This window comes from Dermabacter sp. HMSC06F07 (assembly GCF_001807345.1).
In the GTDB taxonomy this organism is placed as follows: domain Bacteria; phylum Actinomycetota; class Actinomycetes; order Actinomycetales; family Dermabacteraceae; genus Dermabacter; species Dermabacter hominis.
This window is the reverse complement of record NZ_KV788583.1, coordinates 181440-196709: the sequence shown is the minus strand read 5'-3', so window position 1 is coordinate 196709 and position 15270 is coordinate 181440. Positions and strand designations below refer to the sequence as shown.

13 protein-coding genes, 1 tRNA gene and 2 pseudogenes are annotated in these 15270 nt (G+C 64.5%); 3 read left to right on the top strand and 13 right to left on the bottom strand.

Annotated features, from left to right (window positions below; translation table 11 throughout):
- From HMPREF3157_RS05335 to serS, 4 genes are all read right to left on the bottom strand, one after another.
- Nucleotides 1-486, bottom strand: a 486-nt coding sequence (locus HMPREF3157_RS05335; protein WP_070435745.1) for a peroxiredoxin, incomplete at its 3' end; no start/stop codon positions are given.
- A 134-nt stretch (nucleotides 487-620) separates the two neighbouring features.
- Nucleotides 621-708: transfer RNA gene (locus HMPREF3157_RS05330), tRNA-Ser, on the bottom strand.
- A gap of 59 nt (nucleotides 709-767) precedes the next feature.
- Complete coding sequence (locus tag HMPREF3157_RS05325; RefSeq protein ID WP_016663369.1) at nucleotides 768-1646, bottom strand: HAD-IIB family hydrolase; 879 nt, start codon at nucleotides 1644-1646, stop codon at nucleotides 768-770.
- Complete coding sequence (gene serS, locus HMPREF3157_RS05320) at nucleotides 1643-2902, bottom strand: serine--tRNA ligase (RefSeq protein ID WP_070435744.1); 1260 nt, start codon at nucleotides 2900-2902, stop codon at nucleotides 1643-1645. The genes HMPREF3157_RS05325 and serS overlap by 4 nt, the downstream gene beginning before the upstream one ends.
- Nucleotides 2903-2946: 44 nt before the next feature.
- On the opposite strand from serS, the gene HMPREF3157_RS05315 reads away from it, so the two are divergent.
- Entirely contained in the window at nucleotides 2947-3957 is a 1011-nt protein-coding gene (locus HMPREF3157_RS05315; RefSeq protein ID WP_070435743.1) for a diacylglycerol/lipid kinase family protein, read from the top strand.
- On the opposite strand, the pseudogene HMPREF3157_RS10930 reads toward HMPREF3157_RS05315, so the two are convergent.
- Nucleotides 3906-4043 (bottom strand): annotated as a pseudogene (locus HMPREF3157_RS10930) (prephenate dehydratase); the annotation flags it as partial. The gene HMPREF3157_RS05315 and the pseudogene HMPREF3157_RS10930 overlap by 52 nt on opposite strands.
- A pseudogene (gene pheA / locus HMPREF3157_RS05310) lies at nucleotides 4017-4868 on the bottom strand (prephenate dehydratase); the annotation flags it as partial. The pseudogenes HMPREF3157_RS10930 and pheA, both read right to left, overlap by 27 nt.
- An 18-nt stretch (nucleotides 4869-4886) precedes the next feature.
- Between pheA and HMPREF3157_RS05305 the strand changes: the two are divergent.
- On the top strand, nucleotides 4887-6923 hold the full coding sequence (locus HMPREF3157_RS05305; protein WP_070435741.1) for a hypothetical protein: 2037 nt from the start codon (nucleotides 4887-4889) through the stop codon (nucleotides 6921-6923).
- On the opposite strand, the gene HMPREF3157_RS05300 is transcribed toward HMPREF3157_RS05305, so the two are convergent.
- From HMPREF3157_RS05300 to HMPREF3157_RS05275, 6 genes are all read right to left on the bottom strand, one after another.
- On the bottom strand, nucleotides 6868-7830 hold the full coding sequence (locus HMPREF3157_RS05300; protein ID WP_070435740.1) for a glycosyltransferase: 963 nt from the start codon (nucleotides 7828-7830) through the stop codon (nucleotides 6868-6870). The genes HMPREF3157_RS05305 and HMPREF3157_RS05300 overlap by 56 nt on opposite strands.
- Complete coding sequence (locus tag HMPREF3157_RS05295) at nucleotides 7827-8651, bottom strand: DUF5926 family protein (RefSeq protein ID WP_070435739.1); 825 nt, start codon at nucleotides 8649-8651, stop codon at nucleotides 7827-7829. The genes HMPREF3157_RS05300 and HMPREF3157_RS05295 overlap by 4 nt, the downstream gene beginning before the upstream one ends.
- Before the next feature lie 9 nt (nucleotides 8652-8660).
- Nucleotides 8661-8885 carry an acetyltransferase gene (locus HMPREF3157_RS05290; RefSeq protein WP_246816526.1) on the bottom strand — a complete coding sequence of 75 codons (225 nt, stop codon included), beginning with the start codon at nucleotides 8883-8885 and terminating at the stop codon, nucleotides 8661-8663.
- 23 nt (nucleotides 8886-8908) lie between these two features.
- Nucleotides 8909-10228: a uracil-xanthine permease family protein gene (locus HMPREF3157_RS05285; RefSeq protein ID WP_070435737.1), complete on the bottom strand. Its 1320-nt coding sequence runs from the start codon at nucleotides 10226-10228 to the stop codon at nucleotides 8909-8911.
- Nucleotides 10229-10255: 27 nt separating this feature from the next.
- Nucleotides 10256-12001, bottom strand: coding sequence for a DUF7937 domain-containing protein (locus HMPREF3157_RS05280; RefSeq protein WP_070435736.1), 1746 nt, complete (start codon nucleotides 11999-12001; stop codon nucleotides 10256-10258).
- Nucleotides 12002-12155: 154 nt separating this feature from the next.
- Nucleotides 12156-12644 carry a flavin reductase family protein gene (locus HMPREF3157_RS05275; RefSeq protein ID WP_016663379.1) on the bottom strand — a complete coding sequence of 163 codons (489 nt, stop codon included), beginning with the start codon at nucleotides 12642-12644 and terminating at the stop codon, nucleotides 12156-12158.
- A gap of 172 nt (nucleotides 12645-12816) precedes the next feature.
- Here HMPREF3157_RS05275 and HMPREF3157_RS05270 point away from each other — a divergent pair, with 172 nt between their 5' ends.
- Nucleotides 12817-14463: an ABC transporter substrate-binding protein gene (locus HMPREF3157_RS05270; protein ID WP_016663380.1), complete on the top strand. Its 1647-nt coding sequence runs from the start codon at nucleotides 12817-12819 to the stop codon at nucleotides 14461-14463.
- On the opposite strand, the gene HMPREF3157_RS05265 is transcribed toward HMPREF3157_RS05270, so the two are convergent.
- Nucleotides 14460-15203 (bottom strand): FadR/GntR family transcriptional regulator, encoded by a 744-nt coding sequence (locus HMPREF3157_RS05265; protein ID WP_016663381.1) that lies wholly within the window; start codon nucleotides 15201-15203, stop codon nucleotides 14460-14462. The two genes, HMPREF3157_RS05270 and HMPREF3157_RS05265, sit on opposite strands and share 4 nt — an antisense overlap.
- Nucleotides 15204-15270: the final 67 nt, after the last annotated feature.

Sequence of the window (15270 nt, the reverse complement as noted above, 5' to 3'; positions counted from 1 at the left end):
TACGTGTCCACGATTTGCGGGTAACCCCAGAGCATTGCGCACAAACTCCACGTGTTTCGGGGTGCCAACGCGATACTTCACTGCGGTGAGCACCCCATGAGCATCGATGACGAAGCTCGAGCGGATCACGCCCATTTTCTTCACCCCGTACATGTTTTTCTCGCCCCAAGCGCCGTACGCCTCCATGACGGCATGGTCCTCATCTGCGGCCATCGCAAAAGGAAGATTTTCTTTTTCCACGAATTCCTCGACCTTCTCAATCGGGTCGGGGGAAATGCCGAGAATACGCGCACCATTCGCAGTGAGTTCTTCGGCATGATCTCGAAGATCGCGTGCCTGACGTGTGCACAGCGAGGTTCCGGCGGCAGGGTAGAACCAGATGAGGGCACTGTCGCCGGCAAGGTCAGCGAGCGTGATTCGGCCACCACCGGCGAGCGGGAGGTCGAAGTCGGGGGCCTTATCGCCCGGAGCGAGTTTGATGTTCATGCTTGTCTCCTTAGTGGGGCTCGACTCTCTCGATCGTACGTATATACGCGGCAGGGAATACAAAACCCCGCCTCCGGCGCGCCAAGCACGTCGAAGACGGGGAACGGCACACGGCAAGCCCATGCGCTCTAGTGCGGAGAGTAAGGGATTTGAACCCTTGGTGCAGGGTTGCTGCACAGCGGTTTTCAAGACCGCCACATTCGGCCGCTCTGTCAACTCTCCTTGCGCCGTTTGCGAGGCGCCCGTACATCCTACCCGACGCGCTATCGGGCTGGAGAAAACTAGCGAGGGTCAGCAGAGAGAAGGTGGCGCAGCACTAGTTCTGCGCCGTGGTCGTCAATGCTGAGGGTCTCGGCGTCGGCGTACGACTTCACGCGCTCGCTCGCCTGGCCCATTGCCACGCCGACGGCTGCCCAGTCGAGCATTTCCACATCGTTCGAGCCATCCCCAACTGTCACGGTGTGCTCGGGATCCACGCCAAGGCGCTCGCGCAACGCTTCAAGCGCACTGGCCTTCGTCGTGCCGGGCGCTGACATGTCGAGCCAGCTCGACCAGCCCACGGCGTATTCACAGCCGCTCACGCCGGCGCGCTCGACGATCCGCGCGAACTCATCGAGGGGAATATCGGGTGCTGTCACGACGACGCGCACGACCTCTTTCGCCCCGAAAAGCTCCTCGATACTCGCCGGTTCCGCTTGGATGCCGAAGTCGAGATCGTCGAAGCTTTCGGTCCCTATGAAGCCACCGCTCGCCCTCTCAATCGCGAATCGCGCCGTGGGGACGGCCTGATACATAGCGCGTAGCGCGGGCTCGGGGTCAAAAGTAACGGTCTCGACAATCTCGTAGTCGTCGTCGCCGGCCCCGGTAATTTTCGTGGTCACGGCACCGTTCGCGCTCACCGACCAACCGTCTGACACGCCCGCCACACGCACGATCGGGAGGGTCGTGTTGAGCGAGCGGCCCGTCGCGATCACGATGTGGTGGCCGGCCTCGCGCACCGCGTGAAGCGCCTTCTTCACCCGCGGGTCCATGATGCCGGCGTGGTCAACGAGGGTGCCGTCCACGTCGAGGCCAATCAGGGCTCGGTGCCCCGCGAGAGGCTCGAGCAGAGCGCGAAGGTGCGCCTCGTCAAAGCCCTTGGTGCTACGCGCGGGACTCATCGAACCTCGAAGATTTCGCGGCCACCAAGGTAGGGACGCAGCCCCTCGGGAACCACGACGCTGCCGTTGGCCTGCTGGTGATTCTCGAGCAGCGCGACGATGAAGCGGGTCGTGCCAAGAGTGCCGTTGAGGGTTGCGACCGGGCGCAGCGCCCCGTCCACTCGCTCGCGGATGTTGAGGCGGCGCGCCTGGAACTGCGTGCAGTTCGACGTGGACGTGAGCTCGCGGTACGTGTTCTGGCTCGGCACCCACGCCTCGCAGTCAAACTTGCGGGCGGCGGATGTACCGAGATCGCCCGCGGCGGTGTCGATCACGCGGTAGGGCACGTCGATGAGGTCCATCATCTCGCGCTCCATGTCGAGGAGCCTCTCGTGTTCCTCGTAGGAGTCCTCGAGCTTGCAGTACGAGAACATCTCGACCTTGTGGAACTGGTGGACGCGGATGATGCCGCGCGTGTCCTTGCCATAGCTCCCAGCTTCGCGGCGGTAGCACGCGCTCCACCCGGCGTAGCGCAGGGGCCCATTGTCGAGGTCGAGAACTTCGTCGCGGTGATAGCCCGCGAGTGCGACCTCGCTCGTGCCAACGAGGTAGAGGTCGTCGTCCTTGTCGAGGTGGTAGACCTCGTCGGCGTGTTCGCCGAGGAAGCCGGTGCCATCCATCGTTTCAGGAAGAACGAGGGTGGGCGTGATGACGGGCGTGAAGCCCGCGCGAGTTGCCTTGTCGAGTGCGGCGTTGAGAATCGCGAGCTCAAGCTGCGCGCCCACCCCGGTGAGGAAGTAGAAACGCGAGCCGGAAACCTTCGCGCCGCGCTGCATGTCGATCGCCCTGAGTTTTTCGGCGATGTCGAGGTGGTCGCGCACGTCGAAGTCGAAGGTCGGGATCTCCCCGTGGGTTTCGCGGACCTCAAAGTCCTCTTCGAGCCCTTCTGGGGCACCTTCCGCGATATTGGGGATCGCGCGCAGCGCCTTTTCACGCGCCTCTTCCGCTTCACTCGCGCGCTGCTCGAGGTCCTTAACCTTCTGGCTCAGCTCCTTCGCTTCCGCGACGAGGGCCTGCTTCTCCTCGCCCTTGGCCTGAGCGACCTTCTTGCCGAAGGTTTTCTGTTCGGCACGCAGCGACTCGAAAGACTGCGTGGCCTCGCGCCAGGCCTGGTCGGCTTCGAGCACGGCATCGACGGTTTTGGGGTCGCGGCGTCGCGCTTTCTGGGCCTCGCGCACGCGTTCGGGGTTCTCACGGAGCAATCGCAGATCGATCATGTTTTCCAGGGTACAGTGCCGCGCCGTCCACGTATGCTGGAGCGGTGGAAAAACTACACGTTGGGGTCGTCGTCAACCCGTCAAAGCTCAAGGATGTCGCCGAATTTCGCGGCCGGGTCGTGAGCCACGTCTTCAGTGTGGACCCGGATGCACAGGTGTCGTTCTACGAGACGACCGTGGAGGATGCGGGCTTCGGTCAGGCTCGGCAGGCGGTGTCCGACGGCTGCTCGGTTGTCCTTGCGGCCGGCGGCGATGGCACGGTGCGCCTTGTTGCGGCGGGGCTTGCGCATACCGACGTCGCACTCGGGATTGTCCCGATGGGCACCGGAAATCTTTTCGCGCGCAACCTCGACATTCCGATCGATAATCTGCGCGGCGCGGTCAGGGTTGCCCTCACGGGTGAGGCCCTCACGGCGGACCTCGGTTACCTCCAGCATGGTGAGAGCCTCGAGGGTGCGAACAAAGCGAAGGAAGAACCGTTCCTCGTGATCGCGGGTTTCGGTTTCGATGCGGTCATCATGGAGAACACCAACTCGAAGCTCAAGAAGGCCGTGGGCTGGCTCGCCTACGTGGTGGCGGGAGCGAAGAAGATCGTGGGCCGCGGGCAAAGCGTCGACCTTGAACTCGATGGTCGGTCACCGAAGACGCTCAAGGCCCGCACGGTCATGATCGGCAACGTGGGGCGCCTTCCGGGCGGTATTACGCTCATGCCCGGAGCTGATCGCTCAAACGGCTCCCTCGAGATTCTCGCCCTCGACTGGAAGGGCGCGGCGGGCTTCTCGCAGATTCTCGGCCAGCTCGTGCTTCCGGGAGGACCGAAAACTCTCGCGAAAATCTCGAATCACCGCACGTTCCAGGCCCGCGAGGCTGTCGTGAGCACGTCGAAGGCTCTCCCAGTGCAGGTCGACGGCGACTACGTCGGCAACGCCACGCACCTCGTGACGCGTGTCGATGCGGGCGCGCTCCTCATTCGCTGTGCCCGGCCCGCTAGGCGGCGTCAGTCTCGCGCGATGAGCGCCTCGAGACCCGCAACGAAGCTGCGGGCTTCCTCGTAGGCCGTGTCGGTGTTGTGGTCGACGACGTAGGGCACTGAACCGTCGGCCCGGCTGTAGGAGCCGAGGAACACGATGCGCGAGCAGATGCGGTGCAGGCCGCGCAGTGCCGAGGCGACTCGGCGGTCCTCGATGTGGCCCTCGAGGTCGAGGGAGAAGGAGTAGCGGCCGAGCGCGTCACCGATGGGTCTTGATTCGATGCGGGAGAGGTTCACGCCGTTGGAGCTGAGCACCTCGAGCATCTCGAGGAGGGAGCCGGAGCGGTCGTGAGCGAGGTGGGCGACGATCGTTGTTTTGTCCGCGCCCGTGCGCGCGGGGATGAGACCGTCGCGCTCCACGAGCACAAAGCGGGTTTCGGCGCCTTTCGTATCCTCGATCCCCTCGGAGACGACGTGCAGCCCAAAATGTTCGGCGGCGAGCGGCGAGCAGATCGCCGCGGCGGTGCGGGCACGCGGATCTGCATGATCAAGCTCCGCGATCTCACGGGCCGCAGCGGCGGTCGAAAGCGCGGGCTGCGGCGATGCACCGGGAATGTTGTCACGCACGAACCCCTGGCACTGGGCCTGCGCATGCGGGTGAGAGTAGACGGCCTCAAGAGCGTCGAGGCTCGACGGCACGCGCGTCGCAAGCACAAAGGTGATGGGAACTATCTGCTCGGCCACGATCGTGATGCCACCGGTTGCGGCGAGCACATCGAGAGTGCCTGAGACCCCTCCCTCGACTGAGTTCTCGATCGGGGCCATCATTGCGTCGACGTCGCCGGCAACGAGATCGCCGATCGCTTCGGCGACGCTTCGGTAGGGCACAAGCGTGTGCTCCCCATCGTCGGGTCGCACCGGCAGCGGACCCATGAGCGCTTGGAGGAGTGCCTGATGGGTGAAGGTTGTCTCGGGGCCGAGGAATCCATATCGCATGTCACTAAGAGTACGGGCATGTGCGCGATCGCTACGCTTGAGTCCATGCACGACACCTCTCATGCGCGTGAGCGCCTCGCGGGCGCGGCCATTGTGGCCGCGTGCCTCGCGCTCCTCGCTGCACTCATCCTTGCCCCTTCCCTCCACTGGGGAAGTCTTCGCAAGGACGCGGCACCCCCCGAGGGTGCGGTCCACACGGTGTTCGTGACAAGCGGCCTCACGTGGAATGACATCACGAAAGAGGACACCCCGGCCCTGTGGTGTTTTGCCGAGAATTCCGGCACGGCAGGGCTCGCCCTCTCGAGCGAATCGGTCATGCCCACGAAACGTCAGGGACTCGCCACTCTCGCCACGGGCACGCGCACACCGGCACTGCCGCACGCGAGCACCAACGGGGCGAGCGGCACACCGGGAGAAGTCGAGCGGTCCGACGCCACCTCCGCCCTCGCCGAAGTCGGCATCTCTCTCGTCGATCTCGGCGACGTCGCAACCGGTCGAGGAGTGAGTAGGCTCGAGCACGAACGAAGTGTTCGCGACATCGATGCAGCGTTCGCGAAGTACGCGGGCGATTGTGGCGAGCGCGGAGTGGCACTCGCGAGCGTCGGCTCCCTCAACCCCTCCCCCGCGGACACGTACGAGGTGGAGCATACGCGCGGCTACGACGCGCTTCCCGCACCGCTCAACCTTCAGGTGTACATCGATTCGCGCTGGGGTCCGGCGTTTCTCACGAGCCCGTCGACGCGCCAGGTCGGCGTCATCATGAATCTTGACCTCGCGGCGAGCTTCACCGGCACGGAGCAGCTCGGTATCGGCCGAGCCGCTGTCGGATCCCCCACCACCAAAGGCACTCAGTTCGCGCACGCCCGCGAGGTCACGTTCGCGTCCCGCACCACCGAGGATTCCCTCGCCCCTCTTCTCGGCGCGATCGTCGCGGTCCTGCTGATCGCGGGTGTCCTCGCGCGGCATGTCCCGGCGGCGCGGAATGTCGCGAACGTCACTATCCTCGCGATCCCCGTGGGGTATACCTCGAGCATCCTGCCGCTCAGCACCCTCGTTAACCTCGGCATTCATCCTCTTCTCGCGATCGCGGCGTGGACGATCATCGGCACAGCTGCGCTCGGCGCAGGCCTCACTTTCGGCGTACGCCTCCTCACCTCGGCGCTCCCCGAACACAGTCGCCGGCTCCTTACCCCCGCACTCGCGGCTCTCATGACGGCCGGCGCGACCCTCCTCGACGCCGCGCTCGGCTCGCACGCGAGCTTCACCTCGCTACTCGGAAATCAACCGATTTACGGCGGACGGTTCTACGGGTTGAGCAACCACATCACGGGCATCACACTCGCGGCATGGGCGCTCGGGGTGGGCATGCTCATACACGCACTTCCCACCTTCACAGCCGGCCGGCGAGCGGGGTTGGCGCGCGTCACTCTCGTGGCTGCAACGGGCCTGATCGTGGGGCTTTGTTCGATCGCGCCGGGCATGGGGGCCGACGCCGGAAGCGCCCTCATCTACGCCCCGGTGACCCTCGTGGCCTGCCTCGCCCTGAGTGGGATCCGGCTGCGACCGTGGCACATTCTCGCCGCACTCGCGGCGGGAACAGGGGTGTTTGCCCTCGCGGGGGCTCTCGACTACATGCGCCCCGCCTCCTCGCGCACGCATCTTGGCGAGTTCGTCGCGACGCTCGTGGACGCAGGATCGCTCGCGGGCGCCGCTTCACAGTTCTGGGCCGTGTTTTCGGATCGCACGATGCGCATGCTCGAGCCGCTCACGCTCTATTCGCCACTTCTCATGGCCCCGCCGGTGCTCGTGACCATCGCGCTCACCTACGGCGCGGTGCGGCGGGGGCGCCTCGCGCACGAACTCCCCCACCTCTATGCCATACGCCTCGCGGCCATAGCTGGCGCGTGGATCGGGGCGCTCACGAACGACACCGGTCTCGTTCTCGTGGGCCTCGCCTACGTCGTGGGCCTCGCACTCAGCCTCACGGCTCGCGCGGCACTTACTGCTCGGGCTCCTCGCGAGGCTCATCCACCGGCTCCTCCGAAGGAGCTTTAACCTGCGCGTTCTTCTCGAGGGACGGCACCGCGAAATGCTTCACGGGAGGGTTCTCCACGAACTCGGGCGCCTCGGTGCGATCACCCGTGAGCGTGCGCACCTCACCGTCCTCGCCAAGCGGATCATTCGGCGAAAGAGACCGCCGCTTCGAGAGCGCGCGCATGACGTCCTTCAGCTGGCTTGCGCGATGAAGCTGCGAGCGCAAGTCCTTACCGGTGGCGCGATGCGTGAGGTCGGCAGGGATCTCCTTGACCCAAAACCCCTTGTGAAGCGCGTCAATCGTCAGGCCGGTTTCCACGCCCCACCCAGCGGCGAGAGGCTGCACGGCATCCCAGGTTTCGCGCGTGATACAGCGCGTTCCGCTGAGAGGCTGCACGGTCTCGAACCCGGTGGCCTTGCGGATTCCGTTGCGGGCCGTTTTCACCACCAAGCCCATGCCAGCTGCGCCCTCCTGCGCGGGGAGCGTCGCGATCGCCATATCCACGCCGTCCTCAAGGACCGCCTCGACGAGCGGCTGCGCACCTGAGGCCGAATCCTGCATGTCGGCATCGATAAAGAGAAGCGCGCGTGGCGGCTCGACCGCCTGGCTGGGGATAGCGGCGTCGTTGAGCCGTTCGGCGTGTTCGGTCTCCTCGCGCATGTGCACGACCCGCGCACCGGTCGCCATCGCTGCCGCCTTGCCGCGATTGGTGCGGTGACGCACCACTACCGCACCGGCGCCCTTCGCAAGAGCCGCCGTGGCATCGGATGAGCCATCATCGACAACGACAACGAGATCGACGCCGCGGATCGTGAACGAGGCGGCAACGGTCCGTTCGATACGTTCAGCCTCGTCTTTCGCGGGGATGACAATCGCGACCCGCGTGGGTCGCGCACCTCCCATCTGCGCGGCGTCGACGCCGGTCATCGCAGAGTCACCTCGCGCGCGACGATACCGCCGCGAGCGCGTCGCTCAAGTGCCGTGAGCGGCTCCTCGCTCGACAGCGCCTCTTCGAAGCGCTTCAAGAATTCGGGAACCTCGTTCTCCACACCCTCGACTCCGAAGCCCTTCGGCAGATCCCACACGGGGATCGTGAGGCCATCGGCGCGGAACGAGCCCACGTAGCGCGTGCCTTCGCCGATGCCAGACTGACGCTTCGCGTGCAGGCGCGCAACCGCGTCGATCACGCGGTCTTCGCTTTCGTCGAGAACCCAGCGCAAGTGCTCCTTCGGGCCGGCATCAACCCAGTACGCGTGCGGCAGCCCGCCGACGGCGGCCGTCGGCATAATCGCCTCGTTCGCCTTCTCGAGCCCCTCCTCGATCTGCTCGGTACGCTCCGCTCCCGCTCCGAGCCAGTACTCGAACGAGTCGTGGACATCGACGGTGTAGTTCTCATCGATGACGAGGAGATCCTGGAGACGCGGGGAATCATCCGCGACCTTCACCGTCGTTACTGCCGTTCCGGGCTCCGAATCAAGCGCCTGCATGAGCGCTGCGCCGAGACCCCGGGACGTATCGTTGCCGGGAACGCTCGCCTGCATCCCGAGCATGACGGTGCCGTTATCACGCTTGATCGCCGCCCAGTTCATGGGAAGGATCGTGGCGATGATGACGTCGCCGCCACCGAATTCAGGGGCGAGGGTCGCATCGAGAGTCGCCGACGGGATGAGCTGGCGCATCGCAACGAGATCATGCTCGGCAACGAGGCCTTCGAACGGGCGGCGAACGAGAGTGGTGCTAGAAGTCATGGCCCAAGTCTAGCGAGGCGGAGGAGGAACCTCCCGAACGGCCACGATCAACACGCGAGGAATCCTCGCGTATCCACGTTTCGTGTGGATAGTGACCGTTTCCTCGTCTGTTTCAACAACGTAGCCGAGGGCATCTGCGACCTTCTCGCGCCCCTCATGGGTCCGCGGATCGAGCGCGTAGCGGGCCGTCACGCGAGTCCCCGGGGTGAGGATCGGCGCCCAGCCCGTACGCACTCTCTTGGACGGTTGCCCGGCAGTCATCGCGTAGAGGTGGCTTCCGCTGTCGCTGAGCGAGCGTCGGAATCCTCCGCAACCTCGGTGCCCGTGACCTTCCCAATTACCGCCATGAGGTGGTAGATCACGAGCGCCGCAAGGGTGCCAAGCGCGATGCCGTTGAAGGTGATGCCGGCGTCCTTGGGGCCGAACGTCCACGTCACGTTCGCGATGCCCACGACGAGGGCGACGCCCGCCGTCATCTGGTTGCGAGGCCGAGAGAAATCAACCCGTCCGTCGACCCACATGCGCACGCCCACGATGCCGATGAGGCCGTAGAGCACGAAGGTCACGCCACCGAGCACCCCAGCCGGGATCGAGAAGATGAGCTGGCCGATCTTCGGCGACATCGACAGGGCGATCGCGGCAATACCGGCAACCCAGTAGGCAGCAGTCGAGTAGACGCGAGTTGCGCTCATGACGCCGATGTTCTCGCCGTAGGTGGTTGTGGGCGAACCACCGAAAGTCGCCGAGAGGGCCGTCGCGATGCCGTCAGAGAAGAGGGTGCGGCCCACCATGTGGTCGAGATCCTCGCCGGTCATCGACCCCACCGACGTCACGTGCCCCACGTTCTCGGCGATGAGGACGAGAACCACCGGAAGGAACATGGGAAGAACCGAGAGATCAAAGTGCGGGTGGTGGAACTCGGGAAGGCCGATCCACGGCGCCTTATAGAAGGCAGTGAGGTCAACTTCGCCGCGCGCGAGGGCGAACAGATAACCCACGAGAACGCCGAGGAGAACGGAGACGCGCCCGAGGATGCCCTTGAAGAGCGCCGTGCACAGCACGACCGCGAAAAGCGTCACCGTCGCGGTAAGGGCTGACTGCTGGAAGTTTTTGTAGGCCGTGGGTGCGAGGTTGAAGCCAATCAGGGCGACGATCGCACCCATGACAACGGGCGGCATGAGCACGGCGATCCACCGTGTGCCGACGAACTGAACGATCACTCCGACGAGGGCGAGCGCGAGGCCCGTGAGGAGAACAGCGCCGAGCGCAGTGCCCATGTCGTGAGCCTTCGTAGCCGCAACAATCGGGGCGATGAACGCGAACGAGCTTCCTAGATAGCTCGGGACTCGATTACGCGTAATGACGAGGAACAGGATCGTGCCGAGGCCCGAAAAGAGAAGCGTCGTCGATGGAGGGAATTTCGTCAGGAGCGGAACGAGGAACGTCGCGCCAAACATCGCAATGACGTGCTGGGCGCCGATCCCAATCGTGACCGGCCATGCGAGCCGTTCGGAAGGAAGAACGACTTTTCCTGGCTCAACGGTGAGCCCATTTCCATGAATTTTCCACAGTGGCATGGCGGCCTTTCTTTTTGGGGATAGGGTTTACGACTCCTTGGCGGGGTCGGGATCAGGGGCGGCGGGCGAAAGCGCCTCGGGGGAAACGCTCGCGGGGAAACGGTGCGTCCGACGCCGGGCTTCGGACACATCGGGAAGGAAGGCTGTCGCGCCGGCTGCGCCGTTGATGCGCGCACGGAACTCGGCGAACGTGCGTTCGAGATCCGGAACGCCATGTTCGTCACGCACGGGCGCGGGGACGGTGATCATCAAGGCAGCGGTGATGCCCGCGACGAGGCCGAGTCCACCGTTCGTAAGGCCGGCAGCGGCGCCCGTGACGACCGAGAATACGATGACACCGAGGAAGCCGAGGAGCGTGAGAGCCGCGCCGATCGATACGGCGTGACCGCGCGCCTTGACCGCGTCCTTTCGCACGAGGGCCTTGCGGCCGAAGTGAGACAGGAGCGCGAGAAGAGCAACGAGGAGAAGTTGGAGGATCACGAGGCCCGAACCACCTCGCGCGTCGTAGCCCACGAGAATCGCCGCGAAGTAGACGAGCACTGCCGCGAAAGCCACACCGTGCATGGTGCGCGAAAACTCGAAAGTGCGCGCCGCGTACATGAGCCAATCGACGCGTTTGAAGTTGTGCGTACTCGAGCGCACGTAGGAGCGCGAGAGAAGCAGGCCGAATGCCGCGAATGCGAACGGAAGCCACACGTACGAGGTCGAGAAACTTCCCGGTGCGGCAAACTCGAGCCGCAGCGAGTTGTCGGCCGCTGCGCCGACGACCATGGCCGCCGCAGCCCCCACGAGGAACACGTACCACGAGGGCTGCTCGTTGAGCTTCGGATCAGCGATGAAAAGCCCAAGCGCGAGCGAGCCGAGGGAGTTCGAAAGAGTCACGAGTGCGAACGCCGGATCACCGTTGACGGCTTTACCGACAACCATGACGAGAGACAGAGCAAAGCTCACGAGCAGAAGCACGCGAAGCACGAGTATCCATCGACCTGCGCGCGCTTTCGCTGCGGCGCCGGGAACATACCCCTCGAAGCCGCGCCGCTCGGAGCCCATCACTGCTCCAAAGAGAAGCAGCGCAACGGAGACGCCGACGCCCACGCGCGGCCCTTCGGGAAGCGGTGTAAGGAGGTCGGGGATGGACGCGACAAGGTCGTAGCCGAGCACCCCAATCGACGCCGCGAACGCGGGAAGCATGCCGACCTTCCGCACGACGCCGAGGTAGGAAAAGTGCTCCGGCCCCCGGGGCTTCGGATCCTTCATGTAAGCGGGCACCCACCGCAGGAGATACACCGCGAGGATTGCCGCAATACCAATGCCCCCGGCGAGGGCAGGGATCCACCCGGGCAGCGCATCGGGGGCGTGCGTATACGTCGTCGTGAAGCTCGAGCCGAATGCGAGAACTGCGATGATGTCGCGCAGTGCATCCCAACCGCTCAAGTCGCTGAATTGCGGCGGAAGCTGCATGGAGCGGGGTTTCGGCGCGGCCGAGGGGGTTGCGCCCGAGCGCGCGTACGCGTGAGGGGCCGGCGCGGGTGGAAGCGCGATCTCCGCGGTCTCGGTCGCGGGCTCGTGCGGCGCGAGGCCTGGCGCGAAATAGTGCTCGGCCTCCCCCTCGAGGTTCGCGCGCTGCATCCTGAAGCGCTCGAAATCCTCGCTATCGGGGAGCTTTTCGGTGGGGAGCGTGCCCGGTTCGGGAACAAAAATCCAGCCCTCAGCGGGGTCGGTTCCCGCCTGGACTCGATCGTCGCTGTTTTCCGGCACCTGATCCTTCGCCATGGGCTCCCTCATTAGTGTCGCGCGGCACGCCGGTGCAGGGAAGCGCCGAGAAGGCGGCACGGCACAAACGCGCGCGTATCGCGAACATTGTAGAGGTGAAGGGGTGGATCTGCGCGCCGCCTACGCCGAGCGTGTCGCGAATCTCTTTGACGCCCTACAGACTCGCATATCGCTTCGAAAATCTCACAAGCGGCGAACGCGCAGGCCCCTGGTGCACCTCACGCACGCGGCACACAAAGAGCGTGTGGGTCGCAGCTTCGTGCGACGACTCGACCTCGAGACTAAAGGTCGCGAGCGATCCCTCGATGAGGGCGTTGCCCACCCCGTCACGCGTGTGCGCAACCGACTCGAGCATCCCCTGCAGCGGAAGGCCGGGCTCGCTAAACCGCTCGGCGAGACCCTGCTGTTGATCGCCAAGGACGCTCAGCGCACACGTACCCGTCTGTTCAAGAGCCTCCGCCGCCCGCGAGAGGGAATAGAGACTCACCACCATCGTGGGAGGGTCATACGACACATCAAGGAACGAGTCGATCGGGGTGACGAGATCCCAGCGCCCCACGCGCGCGCTCAGGAGCGCGATCGCCGAGGCGATGTCCTCGCTCAGTCGCCGATAGCTCTCGACATCCACTTCGCCTGCGCTCATGGCCGCCTCCTCAGATCCCTCGGTCGCGATGGTGTGCGGGCAGCGTCGGACCCCGCATCTACGTGTGAGCGTATCGCCCGCGCTCCCCAAACACCCGTGACTCCTCTCGCCACGTCACACACCACACCCGCACCTCCACAACCGACTCTGCGCACCTATTACTCTGGAGACCATGACCGGACCCGCACGCACCACCAGCCGGCGCGCCTTTCTTACGGCAGGCGCCTCTCTCAGCGCTCTTGCCCTCGCAACTACCGCCGCGGGCTGCCAAAGCTCACCGGACGCGGACCACCTCTCGGTCGCGGAGCAGTTCAACCTCCCCGTCCCCACAGGGCACCTCGACGTTATTCTCAGCGCGCCGCTCGGAAGTGACGGCCTCAGCCCGTTCACGACGCGCTCCCTTCAGAACACCGCTGCGCTGTGGCACGTGTACGAGGGCTTGTCCATCATGGATCCGACGACCGGCACAACGCAGCCGGGCCTCTCGCAAAAGCTCTTCAATCCCGCCGACGCCGTCATCGATGTGTCCCTTCGCGACGGCGCGATCTTTCACGACGGCATGCCCGTAACCCCCGCCGACGTCATCTACTCTTTCGAGGCCGCACTCGACGAAAAAAACAAATTCCCCAACCGCGAGCTTCTCGACTTCTTCGACCACGCCGTCCAGGTGGCCGACAATATCGTCCAGCTCCGCCTCAAGTACTCCACGCCCGAGATCAACGAGCGCCTCTCCCTCGTCAAAATTATCCCCGAGGGCACCGACCCCGCCTCGCTCCTCGACCATCCCAATGGCACCGGGCCATGGCGCATCAAGGAGCGCGACGCCGCGAGCCAAACACTAGCTTTTGAAGCATTCGACCAGTACTCGGGAGTGTTCCCGGCGCTCTACGAAACCATGACCTGGCACGTCGAGCACAGCGAATCCGCGATCGCTGACGCGGTCATGGACGGCAGCATGCAGGTGGCACTTCCCGTGCCCCCAGCGAAATACCGCGAACTAGCGAAAAGCTCCCGGGCCAAGAACAGCACGCTCCACCTCGGCTCCCAGAAGAGCAAAGCCGCGGTGTACGCGATGTTCAATCATGATGAGGGCCGGGCGTTTTCCACACTCGAAGCTCGACGCGGCTTTATGAAGGCCTTCGACTATCAAGGATGCGCAAAGCAGGTCTTCGCCACATACGTCGATCCGGTCAAGAGCCCCATGTACCCCGGAACCCCCGGCTTCAACGCCTCCAGGAGCGTCTACACCTATGCCCCGGAGGAAGCGCGCGACCTCTTTGCGCGCGCGGAGATCAGCACGATTCGCTTGCTCGCGAGCAACGAGCCCTGGACCCGCGCCGTCGCCGAGTTCCTCAAGGGCAATCTCAAGGAGGTCGGGCTCGAGGCCGAGCTCGAGATACTTCCCTGGTGGGATGCCGTGAAGCGCATGGAGGAAGATTCCGACGGCTGGGACGCCGCCCTCGTGTGCCTGGATCCAGCATTCACGGGCTTTCATCCCGACACGCTTCTTCGCTCCCTCTACGCTTCACCTTTCTGGGCTGATTCTCGATTGCACCTCGGCGAAAGCGAACTTCTCGCCGAGATCCGCGACGTGCTCGACCGCAGCGCGCGCCTCGACCTCATGGGTGAGGACCTCCAGCGCGCATGGCAAAAACTGATGGATCGGATTGCCACAGAACTTCCCCTGTACCCACTCATGTGGCTGCGCGCGCTAAGCGCAATCGACACCTCCAAGGTTGCCGACCTTCCCGACACAAACGCCCTGGGCTTCATCGCTGCGACGGCGACCCCGCCGTCGCAGATGGAGAAGAAGCGCTAGTCGGCGGCGACTTCGAGGAGGCGCCTAAGCGGGCGATAGTGTTCGACGACAGCCTCACGATAAGCCGCGGGATCACCCGCGACAAGCGCGTCAATGATGGCGTCGTGGGCATTCACGGTGTCGCTAATGTCTCGCGCTTGCGGGAGGCCCGCCGCGGGGACGGCGGCGGTGTGGATCCGCCAAAATGCCATACCGAGCTGTTGCATCATGTGGTTGCTTGTCACCGCAAGCAGGTCGGAGTGGAACGCTTCGTCGCATGGGGCGAAGCCCTCCCCCGCCGCGACGCATTCACGCATGTTCTCGACGTGTTGACGGAGCTTCGGCTGCGAAGAACCGCGGTAGGCCGAGATCAGCTCATCTGTGAGTGAGAGGTCGAGTGCCATGCGCACCTCGACCACTTCACGCAGCGTGCTCAGATCATCTTTGGCATTGAGACGCGCGCGAAAAAGTACAGCCTCGATCATGGGGGAGAAAGACAGACCTCCCACGCTCATGCCGCGTCCGTGCTGAATCGAGACGATATCGAGAGATTGGAGAGTGCGGAGAGCCTCGCGCACGCTCGAACGGGAGACGCCGAGAATCTCTTGTAGCACCGCTTCCGTGGGGAGCGGATCTCCCGGATGCAAGCGGTGTTCAAGAATGTAATCCTTGATCGCATCCACCGTTGCATTACCTGCGGTGCGGCGCTTGCTTGGCTGTGCGCCACCATCGAGTTCGCGTGCCTTGGGTACTTCGACCACGATCTACCTTTCTCGTGCTCCGAGCCTCCAGTATCGCTATCTCAGCGACGTTGACAAAGTCTCGGGA